The sequence below is a fragment of the Streptomyces sp. NPDC002795 genome (assembly GCF_042888725.1).
Lineage (GTDB): Bacteria > Actinomycetota > Actinomycetes > Streptomycetales > Streptomycetaceae > Streptomyces.
The window spans coordinates 76855-96748 of record NZ_JBIAQB010000005.1; the positions used below are offsets into that span (position 1 = coordinate 76855).

Genomic DNA, 19894 nt, shown 5'->3' on the forward strand with positions numbered 1-19894 from the left:
ACTCCTCGATGCTCGGCGCCCTTCCGTCGGCCGCCACGCGCTCCACGCCGGTCCACTACGCGGCGCCGTGCTTCCGAAGGAACGCACGGGTGCGCTCGGCGGTCGCCACGGTGCGCCACTGCCGGTCCGGGTGGCCGAAGTTGTCGGTGAACTCGTCGGCGGCGCTCTGGTGCGTGCTCATCGCGCCGAGCAATTCCAGGATGTGTTCGGCGGGCGGGCGGAGCATGAGTTCGGACCAGCGGGCGGCGCCGAGGACGACCTCGGCGCGGCGCCGGGCGACGCTCCGGCAGAACAGTTCGTCGAAGGCCAGATCCTCGGCGATCGCGTCGGCGACGACCTGCGCGGAGTGCGAGGCCGCGTTGGCGCCCTGGCCGACGATCGGGTCGACGGTGGTGTGCGCGTCGCCGAGGGCGAGCGCGTACCGCCCTCCGGGCAACGCCGCGTAGTCGGCGCGCACGGTCGGCACGATCGCTGTCCGGACCACGTCGAGGGGGCCGGTCAGGGCGAAGGCGGCGGGGTCGACGCGCTCGAAGACGGTCGGGTGGTGGTGCGCGAGTTCGTCGAGCGCCGCGCGCAGGAAGCGCCCCTCGTCGTCCCCGGCGTCCGCCGCGCACAGGCCGTCGGCGCCGCCGCCCGGGACGCACTCGAAGAGCAGGGCGGTGACGTGCCCGGCGGCGGAGTGGAGCGGGATCTCGATGACCTCGCCGCGGCCCGGCGCGATCGACAGCGTGACGCCTTGCGGGTCGTTCGGCGCCACGCCGTGGTACAGCCCGGCGCACAGGAGCCGGCGCGGCGCGTCGAGTGTCGCCGGGTCGGCCACGGTCGGGAAGAGCCCCGCGAGGGGGCCGCGCCCCGACGCGACGACCAGCAGGTCGTGGCGGGCCGCGACGTGTTCCAGGTCGGCGGGTGTCACCTGCCGCACCACCAGCTCGCCGCCGCGCTCCTGGAGGTCCGCGGCGAGCGCGGGCAGGTAGAGCCGGTGGTCGACGGCGCGCGAGGGCGCGGTGAAGTCGCCGCGGAAGACCAGCGGGGCCGGCCCGCCCACGTAGTGGTGGTGGCAGCCGTAGCCGTAGGTGTCCGCGGGCCAGCGCCGCACGTCGAGCGCCGCCTCCCGCAGCAGGGTCGGCGCGTGGTGGGCGACGGTGGCCGGGAGCCGCCCGGACGCGGCGGCTTCGGGGGGCCGGTCCGTGTAGAGGGTGGCGTCGATGCCCTGTGCGCGTAACAGCAGCCCCAGATGCAGACCCGCCACTCCGGTTCCCACGATCCCGATGTCCGGCATGCTCGCTCTCCCCCACGACGAGTTCCGACTCGGTGACAGATACATCCGACCTACCCGACGCCCGGGCCCCACATGCGACAGGGCGGCACCGAACGGCTCCGACAGAACAGACACGTCGAAACTGTTAGAACTCCGGATGATCGGGGACGCAGTGGACATGGACATCGGATACACGTTGATGACCGAGCAGGCGGGGCCCCGCGAGCTGGTGGGCCATGCGGTCGGGGCCGAGGAGGCGGGGTTCGACTTCTCGGTGACCAGCGATCACTACTTCCCCTGGCTGCGTTCCCAGGGCCACTCCCCGTATGCCTGGAGCCTGCTCGGAGCCGTCGCGCAGGCGACGTCTCGGCTGCCGCTGATGACGTACGTGACCTGCCCGACCTTCCGCTACCACCCGGCGGTGGTGGCCCAGAAGGCGGCGACCCTGCAGCTCTTGTCACAGGGGCGGTTCCGTCTCGGGCTCGGCTCCGGGGAGAACCTCAACGAACACGTGGTGGGCCGTGGCTGGCCGGCGGTGGACGTGCGGCACGAGATGCTGGAGGAGGCCGTCACGATCATCCGCGCGCTGTTCGAGGGCGGGCATGTCACGCACCACGGCAAGCACTACGACGTCGACTCGGCGCGCCTGTGGGATCTGCCCGAGGCCGCCCCGCCGATCGGTATCGCCGTATCGGGCGAGCGGTCCTGCGAGCTGGCGGGCAGGCTCGCCGATCTGCTGATCGCCACCGAGCCCAAGGCGGAGCTGCTGACCGCCTTCGACCGGCACGGCGGCGAGGGCAAGCCGCGCATCGGACAGCTGCCGGTCTCCTACGACCCCGACCGCGGGGCCGCCGTCGCCCGCGCGCACGAGCAGTTCCGCTGGTTCAGCGGTGGCTGGAAGGTCAACTCCGAGCTTCCGCACCCGGATTCGTTCGAGGGCGCGACCCATTTCGTGCGGCCGGACGACGTCGCGGAGTCGATTCCCTGCGGCGACGACGTGGACGCGTTCGTGAAGGCCGCGCGCCCCTTCGCCGAGGCCGGGTTCACCGGGTTGGCGCTGGTCCAGATCGGCGGCGACCAGCAGCACGGATTCCTGGAGTGGTCCACCAGGAATCTGCTGCCCGCCCTGCGCGACGCCTTCGGATGACCGCGCCATGACCGAGCGCACACCCGCACCCGCACCGTCGACCGAGGGCTCGGCGCTCGTCGTGATCGACATGATCAACACGTACGACCACGACGACGCGGAGCTGCTGCTGCCCGCGTCCCGCGCCGTCGTCCCGGCCGTCGTGGACCTGCTCGACCGGGCCCGCACGGCCGGTGTTCCGGTGATCTACGTCAATGACAACTTCGGCGAATGGCGCTCGCACCATGGCGAGTTGGTGGACACGGCGCTGGCCGGACCGCACGCGGACCTGGTGGAGCCGCTGCGGCCCGACGAGGACTCACTCTTCGTCGTCAAGGCCCGCCACTCGATCTTCTACGAGACCCCGCTGACGTATCTGCTGTGGGAACTGGGCGTCGGACACATCGTGTTGTGCGGCCAGGTCACCGAGCAGTGCGTGCTCTACTCCGCGCTCGACGCGCACATCCGCCATCTGCGGACCACGGTGCCGCACGACGCGGTGGCCGCCATCCACCCGGAACTCGCGCAAGCCGCGCTGGAGATGATGCGGCGCAACATGGGCGCACGCGTCGCGGCGGCCTCGGAGGTGACGTTCGAGGACCAGTGCTGAGGACCGGGTCCGCGTACGAGGGCGTGCACGGCTTCAGGTCCCCGCGCCGCGCAGTTCGGCCAGGGCCGCCACGGTCAGCGGGCGCGGCGTGGAGTCCGTCGCGGTGCCGACGAGGACGACCGTGCACGCGCAGGCGTGGGTGAGGGCGGTGGTGAAGCTGCCGTCGGCGAACTGGGTGAGCGGGCCGCGCGGCGAGTGCCCGACGGCGACGACGCGGGCGTCGACGTCCGCCGCGTGCCGGGCCAGCGCGCGACCGGCGGCGGCGTGGTCCCCGACGCTGCTCAGCACCTGTCCGGTGGCGGCCACCCCCTGCCCCGCGAGCCGGTCGATGTGGTGCCGCACGGTGGCGCGGGCCTGGGCCAGGTCCTCGGCGTCGGCGGCCTGGTCGTCGACCACGGCGGTCTGCCGGACGTGCACGACCTCCAGCGGGCTGCCGGTGTCCCGGGCGAGGCGCGCGGCAGCGTCGACGATGGCGGGAGCCCGGTCGTGGTCCCCGACCGCGACGACGACGCGCGGGGCGCCGCTCGGGGCCACGGCTCCGACGGGTGTGAGCGACGGCCGCACCGGCTCTCCCCCACCCAGGTTCGCCTCGGCCTGCCGCAGCAGCCGGTGCCCGCTGGCGAGGACCGGGATGGCGAGGAGAAAGGTGAGCGCGGCCAGGTAGAAGGGCACGCTCAGGTCCATGGCGTCTGCCAGCCTGCCCGCGGCGTAGGGGGCGAGGCCGCCGCCGATGAACCGCAGGAAGCCGTACGCGGAGGAGGCGACGGGCCGTTCCACCGGCGAGACCAGCATGACGGCTTGCGTGGTGAGCGTGTTGTTGATGCCGATGAAGGCGCCGCTGACGATGACCGCGACGATCACCACGGTCGGCGTCGAGACCCCGGCGGCGATGACCGCCATGACGACGCCGAGGCAGAACAGATTCGCGTACAGGACGGCCGCGGTGCCGTAGCGCGCTTGGAGGCGCGGCGCGAAGTACACGCTGAACAGGGCGACCAGGAGTCCCCAGCCGGTGAAGACGAGGCCGAGTTCGTGGGCGTCGAGTTCCATGGGGTACGGCGCGTACCCGAGCATCGTGAAGAAGCCCCAGTTGTAGAGCAGCGCCATGATGCCCATGGTCAGCAGGCCGCGATGGCGCAGCGCCTTGAGCGGGGCGAGTGGGGACGTGATCTTTTCGGGGCGCGGCAGATCAGGGACGAGGACGAGGGTGGCGGCCAGGGCGATGGCCATCAGGACCGCGACGCCGAAGAACGGTCCGCGCCAGCTGATCGCCCCCAACTCGCCGCCGAGCAGCGGCCCGACGGCGATCCCGAGGCCGAGCGCGGTCTCGTAGAGGATGATCGCGCCGCCGAACCCGCCGCTCGCCGACGCGACGATGACGGCCAGGGAGGTGGCGATGAACAGCGCGTTGCCGAGCCCCCAGCCGGCTCGGAAGCCGACGATGCCGTTGATGGAGCCGGTGGATCCGGCGAGCGCGGAGAAGACGACGATGACGCTCAGGCCGATGACGAGGGTGCGTTTGGCGCCGAAGCGGCTGGAGAACCAGCCGACGACGAGCATCGCGACCGCGGTGACGATGAGATAGCTGCTGAACAGCAGGGACACCTGGCTCGGCGTGGCATGCAGGCTGTCGGCCAGGGCGGGCAGGATCGGGTCCACGAGACCGATGCCCATGAAGGAGATGACACAGGCGAACGCGACGGCCCAGACAGCCTTGGGCTGCTTGAAAGGGCTCGCGGTCTTCGACTCCCGCTTATGCATGCAGCCATCATGTATTTACGTGTACGCGGAAACAAGATGCCTGCGGGCGTCACTCCCCGCAGGGAGTGACGCCCGCACAGCGAACGCTCAGGCGGCCCGCTTCGGCAGCTTCCAGTTCGGCCGCGGGAAGTGGCAGGTGTACCCCTCGGGGTAACGCTCCAGGTAGTCCTGGTGCTCCGGCTCGGCCTCCCAGAAGTCACCGACCGGCTCCACCTCGGTCACGACCTTCCCGGGCCACAGGCCGCTCGCCTCGACGTCCGCGATGGTGTCGAGGGCGACCTGGCGCTGCGCGTCGTCCGCGTAGTAGATCGCGGACCGGTAGCTGCGCCCCAGGTCGTTGCCCTGGCGGTCCTTCGTGGTCGGGTCGTGGACCTGGAAGAAGAACTCCAGCAGGTCCCGGTAGGTGACCACCGAGGGGTCATAGACGATCTCGATGGCCTCGGCGTGGTCGCCGTGGTTGCGGTACGTGGCGTTCGGTGTGTCACCGCCGGAGTACCCCACACGCGTCGACAGCACGCCCGGCCGCACACGGATCAGGTCCTGCATTCCCCAGAAGCAGCCACCTGCCAGCACTGCCCTCTCGGTTACCTCCGACATACGTCACTCCCTGCGTTACCTGATGACACGACGAGCAGATCCAACAGGTCCAACAGACCGCGACCCACAGATCTTCCAGTTTAGGCCGAGCCCCTCAAGCGAAGCTATCGGCCCCCATAAGGCGGCCTTATGTGCCCATAGACCGGACCCGCCTACTTTCTAAGGCTTGCCTTACTTTAGGCTTTCCCTCAAGCACTCGTGGCCCGACCAGCACGTACGGACCACGGGAACCACTCGAAGGGAACCTGAACCATGTCTCGCCCCCTGAGGGTCGCCATCGTCGGAGCCGGCCCCGCCGGCATCTACGCCGCCGACGCCCTGCTCAAGTCCGAAGCGGCCTCCGAGCCGGGGGTGTCCATCGACCTCTTCGAGCGCATGCCGGCCCCGTTCGGCCTGATCCGCTACGGCGTCGCGCCCGACCACCCGCGCATCAAGGGCATCGTGAAGGCCCTCCACCAGGTGCTCGACAAGCCGCAGATCCGTCTGTTCGGCAACGTCGACTACCCGCGCGACATCGAGCTCGACGACCTGCGTGCCTTCTACGACGCGATCGTCTTCTCCACCGGCGCCACGGCGGACCGGGCGCTCGACATCCCGGGCATCGAGCTCGACGGCTCCTACGGCGCCGCCGACTTCGTGTCCTGGTACGACGGCCACCCCGACGTCCCGCGCACCTGGCCGCTGGAGGCCGAGAAGGTCGCGGTCCTCGGCGTCGGCAACGTCGCGCTCGACGTCGCGCGCGTGCTGGCGAAGACGGCGGACGAGCTGCTGCCGACCGAGATCCCGGCCAACGTGCACGAGGGCCTGAAGGCGAACAAGGCGCTGGAGGTCCACGTCTTCGGCCGTCGCGGCCCCGCGCAGGCGAAGTTCAGCCCCATGGAGCTGCGCGAGCTCGACCACTCCCCGTCCATCGAGGTCATCGTCAACCCCGAGGACATCGACTACGACGAGGGCTCGATCGCCGCGCGCCGCAGCGAGAAGCAGACCGACATGGTCGCCAAGACGCTGGAGAACTGGGCGATCCGCGACGAGGGCGACCGCCCGCACAAGCTGTTCCTGCACTTCTTCGAGTCGCCGACCGAGATCCTCGGCGAGGACGGCCGCGTCGTCGGTCTGCGCACCGAGCGCACCGAGCTGGACGGCACCGGCAACGTCAAGGGCACCGGCAACTTCACCGACTGGGACCTCGGCGCCGTCTACCGCGCGGTGGGCTACCTCTCCGACGAACTGCCCAAGCTGCCCTGGGACATCAAGTCCGGCACCGTGCCGGACGAGGGCGGCCGGGTCGTCCAGGAGAACGGCGAGCACCTGCGGTCGACGTACGTGACCGGCTGGATCCGGCGCGGCCCCGTGGGCCTCATCGGGCACACCAAGGGCGACGCCAACGAGACGATCGCGAACCTGCTCGCCGACCACGCGGAGGGCCGCCTGCAGACGCCGTCCTCGCCCGCCCCTGAGTCCGTCGAGGAGTTCCTCGGCGAGCGCGGCATCCGGTACACGACCTGGGACGGCTGGTACAAGCTCGACGCCGCCGAGAAGGCGCTCGGCGAGCCGCAGGGCCGCGAGCGCGTGAAGATCGTGGAGCGCGCGGAGATGCTGGACGCCAGCGAGGCGTGACATGACGGGTGAGGGCCCGGCCGGGTTCGGCCGGGCCCTCACCCGTACCCGCGCGCTCGGGACATGAAGGCGACGGGATAAAGTGGTCGCAGGTAGATGTAAATCCCACCCACCTTGTCCGCCGCGGAGGCGCCGTGCCTCAGATCACCGTCGACCACTCGCCCCGGCTCACCGACACCCTCGACCGGGCCGCCCTCGCCACCGCGCTGCACGCCCTGGTCGTCGAGGGCTCCGGCTCGCGCGGTACCTGCAAGACGTTCTTCCGCGCCGCCACGGAGACGTACGTCGTCGGCAGCGAGCACGCCGACGTGCCGGTCGTGCACGTGGAGGTGGCGCTGCTCCCGGGGCGCAGCGAGCGGACCATGACGCGCCTGTCGCAGCGGATCCTGGCGCTGCTCCTGGAGCACGTGGGCGCGGGCGCCGGTGACGACGTGGTGTGTTCGGTCGAGGTGCGTCCCCTCGCGGCGTACAGCCTGTACCCGGTCCGCCGCGAGTTCAGCGCCACGACGGGCTCCCGCCCCGAGCACCGCGGGTGCACACCGGCCGCCTAGCCGGTGCGGCGCGCCACCTTCCTGATGTCGAACGACACCGTCTTCTTCCCCGTGCCGTCGACCACCGACCACGTGTGGCCCGCCGCGAGGACGAGTTCGTCGCGGCCGTCGCCGTCGAGGTCGGCGGCGTCCACCAGGCGGCCGGACAGGCGCGGCAGCCGGTCCCACGGCTCGGAACCGAGGCCGGGCGAGGATCCGCCGCGCAGGACGTCGACGCGGTCGTTCCCGCCCACGCGGTCGTCGTCGCTGCGCACGGCGAGGTCGTCACAGCCGTCACCATTGACGTCCGCGGCCTTCAGGTCGATACCGAAGCCGCCCTTGCGGGTCCCGCCGTCGATGACGACCGGGGCGTCCGGCGTCTTTCCGTAACGGATCGTCACCTTGCCCTCGCGGTCGCGCGGTGCGAACTCGTCGTCCATCGGGACACCGCTGTCGCCGAGGGCGATGTCGGGCCGTCCGTCTCCGTCGAAGTCGCCGACGGCGACGTTCTCGCCCGTCGGCAACCGTTCGGCATGCGCGGCGAGGCCGCCATCGGTGTCGGCTCCCCCGGCCAGCAGCTTGGGGTGTTCCGGCTCTCCCTCGTCGTACGCCAGCAGATCGGTGGCGTGGTCGCCGGTCATGTCCGCCGCGATCAGCCGCAGGCCGGTGACGGCGTCGGCCGCGTCCGTGTACGGGTCCGCGCGTTCGGTGATCCGCGCGGGCTTGCCGGTGCGGGTGAACGGGCCGTTCAGCACCACGAGGTGGCGCTCATGCAGACCGGTGCGGTAGGTGGCCAGGTCGACGTGGCCGTCGCCGTCGAAGTCACCGGCCACCGGCGGGTCCTCGTAGACATCATTGCCCTTGCTGATCCGCACCGGCTGGCCCTTGCCCATGTGCGGCAGCGGGATGCGCGTGGCCCGGTGGCCGGGGTCCGGGCCGTGGGCGCCACCCCACTGCACATGGGCACTGCCGCCCGCCACGAGGTCCAGGTGGCCGTCGCCGTCCAGGTCCGCGACGACCGGAGCCGTCTGATAGACGGTCATGACGTCGTGCTCGGGCAGGTCGAAGTCCGTGGGTGTGAACACCGTGCGGTCGCCGGCCCGCGCGCCGGGCAGCAGGGCGATCCGGCCGGTCTGGTAGACGTCACCGTTGCCGGCCGGGACTCCGAGCGTCAGGTCAGGGCTGCCGTCACCGTCGAGGTCGGGAGCGGGTGTGCCCGAGTTCTTCGCCGTCGCGGCCGACGCTTCGCAGGCACTGTCCGGGATCGGCGGGTAGCCCTCCTGGTGGCGGGCGCCGGTGGCGGTGCCCAGGAGCAGTGCGGTGGCGAGGAGGCCGATGCCTCGCCGCCACCGTGGTCCGCCGCGCGGAGGTGCTGTCGGCTCGCATGTCATGGAGCCACTAGAACCGATGCGCACCACACGTTTCCAGCGACGAGATCGCTCCGTTACGTGTGGCTGAACGCCCGTCAGCCGACGCGCTCCTTCAGCCGCGCCACGTTGGCCGCTACGTCCCCGCGTGTGAGGTCGCTGCCGATGCTCACCGAGAAGGCGCCCGCGGCGAGCCACTTGTCGGCGTCGTCGACGCTCACACCGCCCGTCGCCATGATCCGGGCGCCGGGCAGCACGGAGAGCACCGACTTCAGGTAGGCGATACCTCCGACGTGGGCGGGGAACAGCTTGGCGACGCCCCGGCCCGCCGCGACGCGCAGCTCGCTCGGGGTGAGGCCGCCCTCAACCAGGAGGCGGCCCGCGCCGTCGGCGACGGGACGTACCTCGGGCACCTGGAACGGGCTGACCAGGAAGTTCGCCCCGGCAGCGAGGGCGCGTTCGGCGATCTCGGGCGAGGTGACGGTGCCGAGGCCGAGTGTCACCTTGGGGAACTCCTTCGCCCAGGCCGCGACCAGGCCCTCCCAGCCGGGTGTGGTGGCGGTGAACTCGAAGGCGGTGAGCCCGCATTCGACGAGGGTGCGGGCCACCGCGTCGGCGGTGTCGGCGTCGGCCTCGCGCACGGTCGGGGTGACGCGCGCGGCGCGCAGGGCGTCGATGACTTCGGCGTACATGGTGGGCTCCGGTCGGGTACGGGCTGTGGTCATGCCGGGGCCGCGATCTCGGCGAGGGCGTCCAGGGTCGACTCGGCGTCGGCCCCGCGGGCGCGGAGCACGATGGCGTCGCCGCAGCGGATGTTGAGTGTCATCAGTGACAGGACGCTGCGGGCGGGGACCTCGTGGCCGTCGTCGCGCGCGACGGTGACGTCGGACGAGGCGCGGGCGGCGATCTGCGCGAAGGCGGTGGCGGGGCGGGCGTGCAGGCCGGCCTCCTCGGTGACTACCAGGCGGCGTTCGGCGACGGTCATCGGTCGTTCTCTCCGTCCAGCAGTGCGGTCAGCCGTTCCACCAGCTGTTCCTCTTCGTCGGTGTTCATGGGACGCGGGTCGATCGCGAGGCGTCCCGTGAGGGCGTGATGGTCCCTCACATACACGCCGCTTGCGGCGAGTTCGGCCGCGAGGGCGGCCGCGTCGCGGCCCGCCGTCTCGGGGTCGACGGTGATTTCCGTGCGGTGGATGTCGCGGCCCGCTTCGTCGCTGACGACCCGGGTGGTGAGGCCCGGCAGGTCCGCGAGGCGTGCGGCGAGCTTCTCCATGCGCGGCCGGTGCCCGCCGCTCTGGGCGCTGCCGTACTCGCGCAGGGCCTGGACGAGGCCGAAGAGGGTCTCCTTGCCGACCTTCATCGGGCGGGCGATGCCGCCGTACTGGGCGCGGCAGGCCGCCATGTGTGAGGCGCTGCCGCAGATCATCCCGGAGGTGGGTCCGCCGACGGCCTTGCCGCCGCTGTAGATGACGATGTCGGCGCCTGTGGCGGGCCAGCGGCGCAGTTCGCCCTCGGCGGCGGCGTCGACGATGACCGGGAGGTCGTGGGCGCGGGCCACCTCGATGGTCTGCGCCAGGGAGGCCATGCCCTTCTGTACGGCGTGGTGGGACTGGACGTACAGCAGGGCCGCGGTGCGCGGGCCGATCGCGCCGGCCAGGTGCTCGGCGCTCACCTTGTTCGCGGAGCCGACCTCGACGGGACGGCCGCCGCCGAGCGCGATCATCTGCCGTACGGGCGCGCCGAAGTGGACGGAGTGGCCGCGCGGCAGGATCACCTCGCAGGGCGCGTCACCGGGGTCGGGAAGTGCCTCGATACGGGACAAGTCGGTGCCCGCGATGACGGCGGCGACCGCGATGGCGATGCCCGAGGCGGCGCCCGTGGTGGGGCAGCCGTCCTCGGTGCCGGTGGCGCGGCCGATCTCGCGGCCGACGGCGGCCATCAGGTCGTCCATGACGACGTGGTGTCGGGCGGCCTCGCCCATCGCGGCGACGACACCGTCGCTGAGGACACTGCCGCCGAGAGCCGTCATCTTGCCGCTGGCGTTGATGGCGGGCGGTGTGCCGAGGTCGTGGTGGAGAGATTGCACGCTGCTCCCAAGAGCCGAAGAGGGGCGGTCACTTGCCGGGGATCGGGAAGAAGAGGCCCGCGATCATCGCGCCGATGATGGCTCCGCCGGTCAGCGGCTTCTGCCACTTGTAGAAGAGGGCGGCGCCGATGGTCGAGCCGATGCCGACGGGCAGGGACGCGGTGGCGGCGGAGATGATGACGAGCGGCCCCAGATAGCGTCCTGCGGAGTTGCCCGCGCCCATCATCACGTCGGCACCGAACGTGGAGGTGCCGCCCGTCGAGTTCACGGTGGCGCGCCGGATGGCGAGGATCGCGGCGCCGATGAGCGCGCCGAGGAGGGCGCCCACCGGGACGGCGAGCCAGAAGTGCTCCAGCGGGGCGGTGAATCCGGCGCCGAGCAGCATGGCGGGGATGCCGATGCCGACGCCGGTCTGGAGGGAGCCGCCGATGTCGAGGATGCCGACCATGGGGCCCTCGATGATGCGGGCGAACAGGAAGCCCGCGCCGAAGGCGGCCGCGGCTCCGTAACTGCCGTTCTCCATACCGGCCTTGAGCATGGAGGCGACCGCGACGTCGCTGAACACGCCGGTCCCGTACACGTAGTAGAGATGCGTGCCGGTGAAGATGCCCGCGGCCAGGCAGGCCACGAAGACGGGGAAGGCCCATTCGGAGAGCCAGAAGCTGCCCTCGCCCGGCACCTTGGTCAGGAAGCCGCCCTTGGCCGGCTGCTCACCGGAACCGGAGCCGGAGTTCTGTGCTGGTATGCCGCCCGTGGAGGCGGTTGATGTGTCGGTCATGGCGCTGCCTGCCTCACTCGGGCTTGGTGCCGGTCACGTCGTGGAAGTGCGTGAGCCAGTGCGGGATGTCGACGTTCAGCTGCTGGAGCAGGGTGAGATCGGCCCCGCGCAGGACGGTGCTGACCGCGAACAGAGCGAGCACCACACCCGCGAGGGACTTGGTGACCTTCGTCCAGCCCAGGTCGTCGACGCCCTTGCCGATGACGATGCCGAGCACGATGCCGGGCACGGCGTTGCCCATCACGAGGTGGCCGAGACCGCCGAGGACGGTGCCCCAGGCTCCGGCGCGCTTGCCCGCGTCGACGGCGGCCATCCAGAAGATGATCGGCATCACGGGGTTGATCAGCCACTCCGACGCGGGACCGAGCACCTTGGCCGCGACGTCCTGGAGGGAGTGCGGGATCGAGGCGGCCGTCGTGTTGAGGAGGGTCACCAGGACCATGCCGACGGCGGTGCCGGTGATGGCCATGCGCCGGGGGTTGTGCAGGGTCTCGGCGAGCCTGCGGTTCTTGATCATGGCGACCGACGCGGTCCAGTGCGGCACGATGCGGTGGTCCACGTCGGAGGTGAGCGCACCGGTGCCGACCGCGCTCGACCAGGCGTTGAACAGAAAGCCGAGGCCGAAAGAGAAGTGCGCGACCGGATCGTTCTGGCAGGCGTTCAGCTCGCCGAGTGTGCGGAAGGCGCCCATGCCCTGGACCTTCGGCGCGTGGAACATGCGGGCCACGCCCGCGGAGGCACCGAAGCCGATGAGTCCGCCGATGACGAGGGACTCCAGCAGGACGGTGAGGGTCTCGTTCATCGGGTCACCTCATGTGCAGGGCGTGCTGGACCGGCGAGAGCCGCTCCTCGCGCACCGTGAAGTCGACGGTTTCCAGGTCGAGGGAGGCCACCTGCACCTCGACGCGCAGAGTGAGTTCGAAACGCTGCCGGGTGCGGGGGAAGAGGAGCCCGAGGAAGCGTTCCGTCCAGCGGTGCTCCACAGCCGAGACGACGTCGAGTTCGAGGGGCTCGACGCGGAAGCACACACCGTCGGTCAGCTTGTCGACCGCGGACTGCACCTGACCGATGGCGGTGGCGAACGCCTTGTCCCTGGTGGGCCCGGACCCTGTGAGCCGCAGGGTGTGGCGGGTCTGCTTCACGAGGCGTCCTTCCCCAGCTTCTTGAGGAGTGCCTCGGTGACCTTGAAGCCCAGTTCCTCGCTGTCGAGGAAGCCGAAGCCGAGGACGGTGCGGCCCTGTTCCACGGCGGTCACCCCGGCCTGCGGCGAGCGCATGCCGAACTCGATGTCGTGGCCGTACTTGGCCTTGGCGGTGACCGCTCCGGCGCCGCCGCTGCCGCAGAAGGAGATGCCGAGCGCGGCGCCCTCCGCGGCCATCACGTCGCCGACCTTCATGTCGGCGCCGGGGCCCGCGATGAGGACGGGCTCGCCGCCCGCGGCGCGTACGCCGTCGGCGACGGCCTGGCCCTTGCCGAGCCGGTGTCCGATCACGATCTTGACTGTCATGGCGGTGCTCCTTGGTGTGTGGGTCAGGCCTGCGAAGTGGACTGGTGCTGGAGCTGTGCCGCCGCCTCGAAGTGCAGGGCGAGCAGCAGGACTTCGGTGTCCCCCGCGAGGAATTCGCGCGGGGCGCAGTAGGTGTCGATGAGGGTGCGGGCGGCCGCGAAACGGTCGGCCTGCAGTTCGGCGGCGAGTTCCGGGTCGAGCGGGTCGAGGTGTTCGGCGGTGCGCACCCGGCGGACGAAGGCGAGCGCGTGCACGGCGAGGGCGAGCACCCGTGTGTCGTCGAAGACGATTCCGGCGACCTGCGCGTGGGCCCGCGCGAGCGGCAGGAACTCCGCCAGGTCGGCCCGGTCCTCGTCGGTGACGGGCTGCGTGGTGTCCTGGACGGCCGTCGCGAGCCGTTCGATCAGGGTCGTGCTCATTCACGGGCCTCTCGGTGGTTCGGTGGAGCGGTCGGTGGGCGGGACTCAGCCGGTGGGGGTCCCGGGGGTGTGGAGGCGTCCGGCGCGCACCGTCAGGGCCGCTTCCAGGTGGGTGCGGGTGGTACGTGTGTCGCCGTCGGCGTCGGTCAGGGTGAGCGGGCCTTCGGCAGGGCGCAGCAGCGTCAGATCGGCGGCGCCGCCGACGCGCAGTGTGCCCAACTCTCCGTCCAGGCCGAGCACTTGTGCCGGGTGGAGGGTGGCCCGCCGGATCACCTCGTGCGGCGAGAGGCCGAGCGCGAGCAGCTTGTTGAGCGTGGTGACGAGGGAGTGCACCGGCCCCTCGACATTGCCCACGTGCACGTCGGTGCTGATGGTGTGCGGGGAGAAGCCCGCGGCGAGGGCGCGTTCGGCGGTGGCGAAGCTGAGGCTCGCGCTGCCGTGTCCGACATCGAGCCGCACGCCGCGTGCCACGGCCCGGCGCGCGACGTCCTCGCTGCCGAAGAGGCCGCCGGGCTTGCCGTGGAAGGCGTGCGTGACGACGTCGCCGTCACCCAGCAGGTCCAGTACGTCGGCGAGGTGCGGCGGCTCGTTGCCGACGTGCACCATCACGGGACGGCCCGCCCGCGTGGCGACCCGCTTCGCGGCCCTCAGTGGTGCGAGGCCGCTGTCGCCGAGGACCGAGGAGCTCATCCGCACTTTGATGCCACGCACCCGGTCGGGGGGTTCGCGCAGCAGCTTCTCGGTGGCCGCCTCATCGATGTCATCGGGGCCGCCCGCGAGTTCGGTGCGGCCGTGGACGAGGCCGTGCCGGGAGATGTTGAGCCAGCTCAGGACGCGGGTCGCGGCGGCGTTGACAACGTTGCCCGCGAAGTCGTCCCAGTGGTCGCTGCCGCAACTGCCCGCGTCCACCACGGTGGTGACACCCTGCTCGACGCCGACGGCGTCGGCGGGCACACCGAGCGAGGTGCGGGGCGCGTAGACGTGTGCGTGGAGGTCGATCAGGCCGGGTGCCACGAGCAGGCCCGTGGCGTCGACGTACTCCTCTCCGGCCAGCGTGCCGGGCTCCCCTGTCGCGACGATCCGGCCGCCTCGCACGGCGAGGTCACCGGCGATGGGCTCCGGGCGCAGGGGGTCGGCCAACAGCCCGCCCGAGACGACGAGATCGAATCGTTGCGGACCTGCGGAAGGAGCTGTGTGCACGGCCATGGACGGCGACCTTTCCCGGCATGAAAGTGGTGCCTACGACGACGGGAGCAGCGGAGTGCGGCTGGACGCACCACCGCTGCTGGACACCCGAGTCGCGGACCCGAGTTCGTTCCGTGGAGTAGAATGGCGTTCCGCTCGGCGGATCGAGTGGAAACATAGCCCGCGTCTCCTCGGAGGGTCAATGGAAGCGAGCAAGCCCGCGAATTCCGTCGTCAAGGCACTTCGAGTGCTGCATGCGGTGGCACGTGCGGACGGACCGCACCGGCTCGGCGACATCGCGGAGCGCTCCGGCGTCTCCAAGGCCAGCACACACCGGGTCCTCGCCACACTCGTCGAGGAGGGGTACGCCGCCGCCGACGGCGAGGGCCGCTACGGCTGCGGCAACCAACTGCGCGCGATGGCCGCGCAGGTACTGGCCGACGACGCGGTCGGCATCGACGCCGTACTGCGCACCTTGCAGCAACGGCTGGGCCAGGCCGTGCACTTGGCGGTGCCGAGCGGCGACCACGCCACGTACACGCACAAGGTCGACCCGGGGCACGCGTACCGGATCGCCACCGACGTCGGCGCCCCCCTGCCGCTGCACGCGAGCGCCGCGGGCAAGGCCCTGCTGGCCCAACTGCCGGCCGAGGAGGCCGCCGCCGTCCTCGACCGCACCGGGCTGCCCGCCCGCACCCCCCGCACGCACACCGATCGGGCCGCCCTCGTCGAGGAGTTGGCCGCGATCCGCGATGCCGGGTACGCCACCGACTACGAGGAGGCGGACGCGTCGATCTGCTCGATCGCGGCCCCCGTCCTCGACGCGGACGGCACACCGGTCGGCGCCGTCTCGGTCTCCTCGCTCACCTTCCTCGTCACCGAGGAGCAACTGGCCGGGTTCGCCCCAGCCGTGCGGCAGGCGGCGCAGGACGTGTCCCGCCGCCTGTGACCGGGCCTTCGGCCACACACCAGGGCCCCTCCACACCACGTGTGGAGGGGCCCATCCCGGTGGTGTCGCCACCCGGTGCCACGGCGGGGCTCAGGCGGCACATCCGCACTGTCCACAACATCCCAGCCAGCGGCGCAGGGTGGCGTGCACGGCGTCGGGGAGCGTGCTGAGCTGCTCGATGACCTCCGTGTCACCGGGCGAGGGCGCGACGCCGGACGCGGTGAGCACCGCGTGCAGTTCGAGGCGGCGCATGTCCTTCGGGTCGACCAGGGAGGGCAGTCGGTGCGCCGGGTTCGGCGGGGCCAGCAGCCAGTCGTCGGCCCAGTCGGCGACGTAGGTCTGCTCTTCGTCCAGCCCGCTCGTGATGGTGTGCATGCCGGCCTCCTTCGTGGCGTACGCCGTTGTCTCGAAGGCAGGGAGTCCCGGGGACCGTGCGCCGGTTGCGGCCGGGGCCGAAGATCACACGAAGGGCTCAATGCGCGGGTTATCACGCATTTCCGGCCTCCCCGGGCCGGTCCCTCTCATCGAGGAACGACTCCAACTCCCGGTCCATCGCGCCCTGGTCCGCCTCCGCCCCGAACGGCACGAGGGCGTGACTGCGCTCCAGATACGTGAGCAGCGCCCGGTGCCCCATCACGAAGCGGACCGGCCCGCCGGCACGCGTGCCGCGGATCTCGATCTCCACGCCCAGCGGCTCGTCCTCCTGCGCCACGGGCCGCACGGTGACGTCACCGACGCCCGCCGCGCCGGTGAGTCCCGCGGAGAGCAGATCGCGGGACAGGGTCCAGTTCCCGCCGCGCACCACGCTCCCGGCGACGACGATGCGGACGACCAGAGGGTCGTCCGCGCTGTACCTCAACTCAACCTGACACGCGAGCCGTTCGCCGTCCGGGTAGGCGAGAACTCCCATGGCCAGCGCCTCCAGGCGCCCATGCGTGTGCCGTTCGTCAGGGCTCACCCTGACTCACCTCATCCCTGCTGTCGCACCTGCGCGGGAGCATTCACCACTCCTTGCCCCGCACCGGGCGGCACTGCCCGGCACCGGGACGCCCGGCCCATCACCGCTCCCGCCGGACTGTGCTGTCGCCCGACATGGGCGACATTCCAAACCTTAGGCCAAGGGGCATACACCGAGTGGCATATGCACAAACGGCCCAACGTCCTTCACAACCAGTTCGACGCGAGGGGCGGACACCGCAGAAACGTTCGACCCCGCCGCTCCCCGTGCGACGTCGCTCAGACGTCGTCCTCCCCACCGGGCAGGTGGGTGTCACCGTCCGACCAGTGGTTGATCCAGCCGCAAGCCCCGCACGCGTAGCGGCCGTTGATGCCCGCCACCACGGTTCCGCAGCCACCGCACTGCTTCTCGGTGACCTGCTGTCCGGAGAGGAAGGCGGCAGCGGCCACTGCCGTCTCCACGTTCTGGTCATGCGACACGTCCATGAGGCGCCCCTACCCAGCTGGCACCGGCTCAACATCCCTGGGGCACATTCTGTTCGGTACGACTTACCGTCCGGTATACGTGAACGGCACACGTGTCCAATGCCCGAGCCCTGGAGGCCCCATGCCCACGTCCGCCCGCATCCGAGCCGGATCCGTCGTCGAGGACTTCACACTGCCCGACGAGACGGGGGTGCCGACCTCGCTGTCGTCCCTGCTCTGCGAGGGTCCTGTCGTGCTCTTCTTCTACCCGGCCGCGCTCACCCCCGGCTGCACCGCGGAGGCCTGCCACTTCCGGGATCTGGCAGCGGAGTTCGCGGCGGTCGGCGCGCGCCCGGTGGGCATCAGCTCCGACGCCGTCGAACGCCAGCGGGAGTTCACGCAGCGGCACACGCTCGGATTTCCGCTGCTGTCGGACCCGAAGGGCGAGGTGCGCGGCCTGTTCGGGGTGGCGCGCGGCTTCGGCCCGCTGCCGACCAAGCGCGCCACGTTCGTGATCGGCACCGACCGCCAGGTCCTCGAGGTGGTCCGCAGCGAGTTCAGGATGAGCGCGCATGCGGACCGGGCCCTCGAGGCGTTGCGTACGAAGGCGGGGTGACAGGCCCCGTCGCTAGCGACGTCCGCGGACCAGCAGGTACACGAAGTACGGCGTGCCGACGACGGCCGTCATCAGGCCCGCGCCCAGTTGGGCCGGGGCGATGACGGAGCGGCCCAGCAGGTCCGCGACGCAGACGAGGGCGGCGCCCAGGAGCATCGCGACGGGCACGACGCGCACGTGCTTGCGCCCCACCAGGGCGCGGGCCGCGTGCGGCGCGACGAGGCCGACGAAGCCGATCGTGCCCGCGGCGGCGACGGCCGTAGCGCTGAGCAGCACGCTGAGCACCAGGAAGCCGAGGCGTCCGCGCGCCAGGTCGAGGCCGAGGAGGCGCGGCGTGTCCCCGTCCAGGGAGACGAGGTCGAGCTCCTTGCGCCGGGCGACCGCGATGACCGCGGCGACGACGAGCACCGCCGCGACCGGCAGTACGTCCTGGAAACTGCGCCCGTACGTCGAACCCGACAGCCACACCAGGGCCTTGGTCGCGCTGAACCGGTCGGTGAGCACGATCAGGAGGCTGATCAGCGCGGCCGTCCCCGACGCCGTGCCGATGCCGACCAGGACGAGCCTGCTCTGCTGGAACCCGCCCTTGGCCGCGAGGCCGAACACGATCGCCGAGGTGACCGCGGCGCCCGCGAACGCCGCGCCGGCGATGGTCCACGACCCGGCGCCCGGCACCGTGGTGACCAGCAGGACGGCGCCGAGCGCGGCGCCGCCGGAGACACCGAGGACGCCGGGTTCCGCGAGCGGGTTGCGGGTCACGGACTGTACGAGTGTGCCGGACAGGGCGAGCGCCGCGCCCGCGCACAGGGCGGCCAGGACGCGCGGCACCCGGGTGTCCAGGACGAACGTGATGGCCTGACCGGCCTGCCCGCCCGCCCAGTTGACGACGTCGCCGAGGAGCAGCGTGCTGTCGCCGAGGAGGACGCCCCCGATGGCGGTGCCGACCAGCACCGCCGTCAGGGCGACGACGGTGACGGCGAAGACCTTGCGGCTCGGGATGCGCATCCGGTCCGGCGGCGCGGCGGCGTCCCCGTCCCGCTGCCGCAGCGCCATCACGACCAGGAACACCGCGCCGACGACGCTGGTGACCACGCCCGTCGGCACGGTGACCGCCACCTGGGCGGAGGTCACGGTGCGCAGCAGCACGTCGGAGCCGAGCACGAGCGCGGCGCCGACGAGGCCCGCGACGGGGATGCGCACCCGGTGCCGTACGAGGGAACGCACATGGCGGGCCACCGGCCTGACCAGCGCCGGGGCGCACAGGCCCACGAAGCCGATCGGTCCTGCGAGGGTGACCGCGGCCGCGGAGATGAGCGCGGCGAGCACGACGGCGGTGACACGGGTGCCGCGCACCGGGATGCCGAGGCCGCGCGCCGCGTCGTCCCCGAGGGTCAGCCCGTCGACGCGGCGGGCGAGCAGGACCAGGCCGATGAGCGCGGCGACCACGATCGGCGCCATGCGGGCCACACCGGCGAAACCGTTCTGGGCGATGCTGCCCTGGTTCCACTGGTAGAGGCCCTCGGTCTGTTCGGGGAAGAGCAGGATCAGCGACTCGGTGACGGCGTTCAAGCCGAGGGCGAGGGCGCTGCCCGCGAGGACCAGGCGGACGGTGGTGGCGGCGCGTCCGGCGAGGCCGAGCACGACGGCGGCCGCGGCGAGTCCGCCGACGAAGGCGACCGCGGAGGACGCGAACACGGAGGCGGTCGCGCCGGTGGCCGCGAGCACGCCGAGCCCGAGGTACGAACCGGCGTTGACGGCGAGGGTGTCGGGCGAGGCGAGCACGTTGCGGCTGACCGCCTGCAGCACGGCGCCGGCCGCGCCGAGCGCCACGCCGACGAGCAGCCCGGCCACCATGCGCGGCAGCCGGGAGGCGACGACCACGGAGGCGTCGCCCGCCTCGGCCTGCCCGGTGAGGGCCTGCCACACCTGGTGGGCGCCGACGTCGGCCGTGCCGTAGGTGATGTCGACGACGGCGAGCACGGCGACGAGCAGCACGAGCCCGGCCGTCACCCCGACGGCGCCGAACGACGGCGCCGCCAGGGTGCGGGGAGGTGCGGTGACGGCCAC

At 71.8% G+C, this 19894-nt stretch carries 23 protein-coding genes; 6 read left to right on the plus strand and 17 right to left on the minus strand.

Annotation, left to right across the window (positions count from 1 at the left end; all coding sequences use genetic code 11):
• Window positions 1-55 precede the first annotated feature (55 nt).
• Complete coding sequence (locus ACFYWS_RS16345; RefSeq protein WP_389275950.1) at window positions 56-1279, minus strand: styrene monooxygenase/indole monooxygenase family protein; 1224 nt, start codon at window positions 1277-1279, stop codon at window positions 56-58.
• Between the two features lie 136 nt (window positions 1280-1415).
• On the opposite strand from ACFYWS_RS16345, the gene ACFYWS_RS16350 reads away from it, so the two are divergent.
• Both ACFYWS_RS16350 and ACFYWS_RS16355 read left to right on the plus strand, forming a co-directional pair.
• Complete coding sequence (locus ACFYWS_RS16350; RefSeq protein WP_389275953.1) at window positions 1416-2405, plus strand: LLM class F420-dependent oxidoreductase; 990 nt, start codon at window positions 1416-1418, stop codon at window positions 2403-2405.
• A 7-nt stretch (window positions 2406-2412) separates the two neighbouring features.
• The gene (locus tag ACFYWS_RS16355; RefSeq protein ID WP_389275956.1) at window positions 2413-2994 is read left to right on the plus strand and encodes a cysteine hydrolase family protein; all 582 of its coding nucleotides are present in this window, start codon (window positions 2413-2415) and stop codon (window positions 2992-2994) included.
• 33 nt (window positions 2995-3027) lie between these two features.
• Here the strand turns inward: ACFYWS_RS16355 and ACFYWS_RS16360 are convergent, their stop codons facing one another.
• Both ACFYWS_RS16360 and msrA read right to left on the minus strand, forming a co-directional pair.
• The gene (locus ACFYWS_RS16360) at window positions 3028-4755 is read right to left on the minus strand and encodes an MFS transporter (protein WP_389275959.1); all 1728 of its coding nucleotides are present in this window, start codon (window positions 4753-4755) and stop codon (window positions 3028-3030) included.
• An 87-nt stretch (window positions 4756-4842) separates the two neighbouring features.
• The gene (gene msrA, locus ACFYWS_RS16365; RefSeq protein ID WP_389275962.1) at window positions 4843-5352 is read right to left on the minus strand and encodes a peptide-methionine (S)-S-oxide reductase MsrA; all 510 of its coding nucleotides are present in this window, start codon (window positions 5350-5352) and stop codon (window positions 4843-4845) included.
• Window positions 5353-5604: 252 nt separating this feature from the next.
• Between msrA and ACFYWS_RS16370 the strand changes: the two genes are divergently transcribed.
• Together ACFYWS_RS16370 and ACFYWS_RS16375 are read left to right on the plus strand one after the other, a co-directional pair.
• Window positions 5605-6969 carry an FAD-dependent oxidoreductase gene (locus ACFYWS_RS16370; protein ID WP_389275965.1) on the plus strand — a complete coding sequence of 455 codons (1365 nt, stop codon included), beginning with the start codon at window positions 5605-5607 and terminating at the stop codon, window positions 6967-6969.
• Between the two features lie 134 nt (window positions 6970-7103).
• On the plus strand, window positions 7104-7520 hold the full coding sequence (locus ACFYWS_RS16375) for a 5-carboxymethyl-2-hydroxymuconate delta isomerase (protein WP_389275968.1): 417 nt from the start codon (window positions 7104-7106) through the stop codon (window positions 7518-7520).
• Here ACFYWS_RS16375 and ACFYWS_RS16380 read toward each other — a convergent pair.
• The 10 genes from ACFYWS_RS16380 to ACFYWS_RS16425 all read right to left on the minus strand — a co-directional run bounded on the left by ACFYWS_RS16380 (window position 7517) and on the right by ACFYWS_RS16425 (window position 14861).
• Window positions 7517-8890, minus strand: coding sequence for an FG-GAP repeat domain-containing protein (locus ACFYWS_RS16380; RefSeq protein WP_389275971.1), 1374 nt, complete (start codon window positions 8888-8890; stop codon window positions 7517-7519). The two genes, ACFYWS_RS16375 and ACFYWS_RS16380, sit on opposite strands and share 4 nt — an antisense overlap.
• Window positions 8891-8964: 74 nt before the next feature.
• Window positions 8965-9558 carry a bifunctional 4-hydroxy-2-oxoglutarate aldolase/2-dehydro-3-deoxy-phosphogluconate aldolase gene (locus tag ACFYWS_RS16385; RefSeq protein ID WP_389275974.1) on the minus strand — a complete coding sequence of 198 codons (594 nt, stop codon included), beginning with the start codon at window positions 9556-9558 and terminating at the stop codon, window positions 8965-8967.
• Window positions 9559-9587: 29 nt separating this feature from the next.
• On the minus strand, window positions 9588-9851 hold the full coding sequence (locus ACFYWS_RS16390) for an HPr family phosphocarrier protein (protein ID WP_389275977.1): 264 nt from the start codon (window positions 9849-9851) through the stop codon (window positions 9588-9590).
• On the minus strand, window positions 9848-10951 hold the full coding sequence (locus tag ACFYWS_RS16395; RefSeq protein ID WP_389275980.1) for a DgaE family pyridoxal phosphate-dependent ammonia lyase: 1104 nt from the start codon (window positions 10949-10951) through the stop codon (window positions 9848-9850). The genes ACFYWS_RS16390 and ACFYWS_RS16395 overlap by 4 nt, the downstream gene beginning before the upstream one ends.
• 28 nt (window positions 10952-10979) lie before the next feature.
• On the minus strand, window positions 10980-11729 hold the full coding sequence (locus ACFYWS_RS16400; protein WP_389275983.1) for a DUF4310 family protein: 750 nt from the start codon (window positions 11727-11729) through the stop codon (window positions 10980-10982).
• A 13-nt stretch (window positions 11730-11742) separates the two neighbouring features.
• Window positions 11743-12531, minus strand: a complete 789-nt coding sequence (locus ACFYWS_RS16405; protein ID WP_389275986.1) for a DUF4311 domain-containing protein — start codon at window positions 12529-12531, stop codon at window positions 11743-11745.
• Window positions 12532-12535: 4 nt separating this feature from the next.
• Window positions 12536-12871, minus strand: coding sequence for a DUF4312 family protein (locus ACFYWS_RS16410; RefSeq protein WP_389275989.1), 336 nt, complete (start codon window positions 12869-12871; stop codon window positions 12536-12538).
• On the minus strand, window positions 12868-13236 hold the full coding sequence (locus ACFYWS_RS16415) for an SFCGS family glycine-rich protein (RefSeq protein WP_389275992.1): 369 nt from the start codon (window positions 13234-13236) through the stop codon (window positions 12868-12870). The genes ACFYWS_RS16410 and ACFYWS_RS16415 overlap by 4 nt, the downstream gene beginning before the upstream one ends.
• Before the next feature lie 23 nt (window positions 13237-13259).
• The gene (locus ACFYWS_RS16420; RefSeq protein ID WP_389275995.1) at window positions 13260-13655 is read right to left on the minus strand and encodes a hypothetical protein; all 396 of its coding nucleotides are present in this window, start codon (window positions 13653-13655) and stop codon (window positions 13260-13262) included.
• Window positions 13656-13700: 45 nt separating this feature from the next.
• Window positions 13701-14861, minus strand: coding sequence for an amidohydrolase/deacetylase family metallohydrolase (locus ACFYWS_RS16425; RefSeq protein ID WP_389275998.1), 1161 nt, complete (start codon window positions 14859-14861; stop codon window positions 13701-13703).
• 181 nt (window positions 14862-15042) lie between these two features.
• On the opposite strand from ACFYWS_RS16425, the gene ACFYWS_RS16430 reads away from it, so the two are divergent.
• Window positions 15043-15789 (plus strand): IclR family transcriptional regulator, encoded by a 747-nt coding sequence (locus ACFYWS_RS16430; protein ID WP_389276001.1) that lies wholly within the window; start codon window positions 15043-15045, stop codon window positions 15787-15789.
• Between the two features lie 90 nt (window positions 15790-15879).
• Here ACFYWS_RS16430 and ACFYWS_RS16435 read toward each other — a convergent pair whose 3' ends face one another.
• From ACFYWS_RS16435 to ACFYWS_RS16445, 3 genes are all read right to left on the minus strand, one after another.
• Window positions 15880-16164, minus strand: a complete 285-nt coding sequence (locus ACFYWS_RS16435; protein ID WP_389276004.1) for a hypothetical protein — start codon at window positions 16162-16164, stop codon at window positions 15880-15882.
• Window positions 16165-16276: 112 nt separating this feature from the next.
• A complete protein-coding gene (locus ACFYWS_RS16440) occupies window positions 16277-16747 on the minus strand; it encodes an SsgA family sporulation/cell division regulator (RefSeq protein ID WP_389276006.1) in 471 nt (156 codons plus the stop codon).
• Window positions 16748-17025: 278 nt separating this feature from the next.
• On the minus strand, window positions 17026-17232 hold the full coding sequence (locus ACFYWS_RS16445) for a hypothetical protein (protein ID WP_389276009.1): 207 nt from the start codon (window positions 17230-17232) through the stop codon (window positions 17026-17028).
• A gap of 121 nt (window positions 17233-17353) precedes the next feature.
• On the opposite strand from ACFYWS_RS16445, the gene ACFYWS_RS16450 reads away from it, so the two are divergent.
• Window positions 17354-17827 carry a peroxiredoxin gene (locus ACFYWS_RS16450; RefSeq protein WP_389276011.1) on the plus strand — a complete coding sequence of 158 codons (474 nt, stop codon included), beginning with the start codon at window positions 17354-17356 and terminating at the stop codon, window positions 17825-17827.
• 12 nt (window positions 17828-17839) lie between these two features.
• Here ACFYWS_RS16450 and ACFYWS_RS16455 read toward each other — a convergent pair whose 3' ends face one another.
• Complete coding sequence (locus ACFYWS_RS16455) at window positions 17840-19894, minus strand: iron ABC transporter permease (RefSeq protein WP_389276013.1); 2055 nt, start codon at window positions 19892-19894, stop codon at window positions 17840-17842.

Coding starts and splice junctions, on each gene's coding strand:
- ACFYWS_RS16445 (WP_389276009.1), bottom strand. CDS start 17,232: ATGGACGTGTCGCATGACCAGAACGTGGAGACGGCAGTGGCCGCTGCC.
- ACFYWS_RS16400 (WP_389275983.1), bottom strand. CDS start 11,729: ATGACCGACACATCAACCGCCTCCACGGGCGGCATACCAGCACAGAAC.
- ACFYWS_RS16355 (WP_389275956.1), top strand. CDS start 2,413: ATGACCGAGCGCACACCCGCACCCGCACCGTCGACCGAGGGCTCGGCG.
- ACFYWS_RS16450 (WP_389276011.1), top strand. CDS start 17,354: ATGCCCACGTCCGCCCGCATCCGAGCCGGATCCGTCGTCGAGGACTTC.
- msrA (WP_389275962.1), bottom strand. CDS start 5,352: ATGTCGGAGGTAACCGAGAGGGCAGTGCTGGCAGGTGGCTGCTTCTGG.
- ACFYWS_RS16390 (WP_389275977.1), bottom strand. CDS start 9,851: ATGACCGTCGCCGAACGCCGCCTGGTAGTCACCGAGGAGGCCGGCCTG.
- ACFYWS_RS16360 (WP_389275959.1), bottom strand. CDS start 4,755: ATGCATAAGCGGGAGTCGAAGACCGCGAGCCCTTTCAAGCAGCCCAAG.
- ACFYWS_RS16425 (WP_389275998.1), bottom strand. CDS start 14,861: ATGGCCGTGCACACAGCTCCTTCCGCAGGTCCGCAACGATTCGATCTC.
- ACFYWS_RS16430 (WP_389276001.1), top strand. CDS start 15,043: ATGGAAGCGAGCAAGCCCGCGAATTCCGTCGTCAAGGCACTTCGAGTG.
- ACFYWS_RS16380 (WP_389275971.1), bottom strand. CDS start 8,890: ATGACATGCGAGCCGACAGCACCTCCGCGCGGCGGACCACGGTGGCGG.
- ACFYWS_RS16370 (WP_389275965.1), top strand. CDS start 5,605: ATGTCTCGCCCCCTGAGGGTCGCCATCGTCGGAGCCGGCCCCGCCGGC.
- ACFYWS_RS16350 (WP_389275953.1), top strand. CDS start 1,416: ATGATCGGGGACGCAGTGGACATGGACATCGGATACACGTTGATGACC.
- ACFYWS_RS16345 (WP_389275950.1), bottom strand. CDS start 1,279: ATGCCGGACATCGGGATCGTGGGAACCGGAGTGGCGGGTCTGCATCTG.
- ACFYWS_RS16415 (WP_389275992.1), bottom strand. CDS start 13,236: ATGACAGTCAAGATCGTGATCGGACACCGGCTCGGCAAGGGCCAGGCC.
- ACFYWS_RS16405 (WP_389275986.1), bottom strand. CDS start 12,531: ATGAACGAGACCCTCACCGTCCTGCTGGAGTCCCTCGTCATCGGCGGA.
- ACFYWS_RS16435 (WP_389276004.1), bottom strand. CDS start 16,164: ATGCACACCATCACGAGCGGGCTGGACGAAGAGCAGACCTACGTCGCC.
- ACFYWS_RS16385 (WP_389275974.1), bottom strand. CDS start 9,558: ATGTACGCCGAAGTCATCGACGCCCTGCGCGCCGCGCGCGTCACCCCG.
- ACFYWS_RS16420 (WP_389275995.1), bottom strand. CDS start 13,655: ATGAGCACGACCCTGATCGAACGGCTCGCGACGGCCGTCCAGGACACC.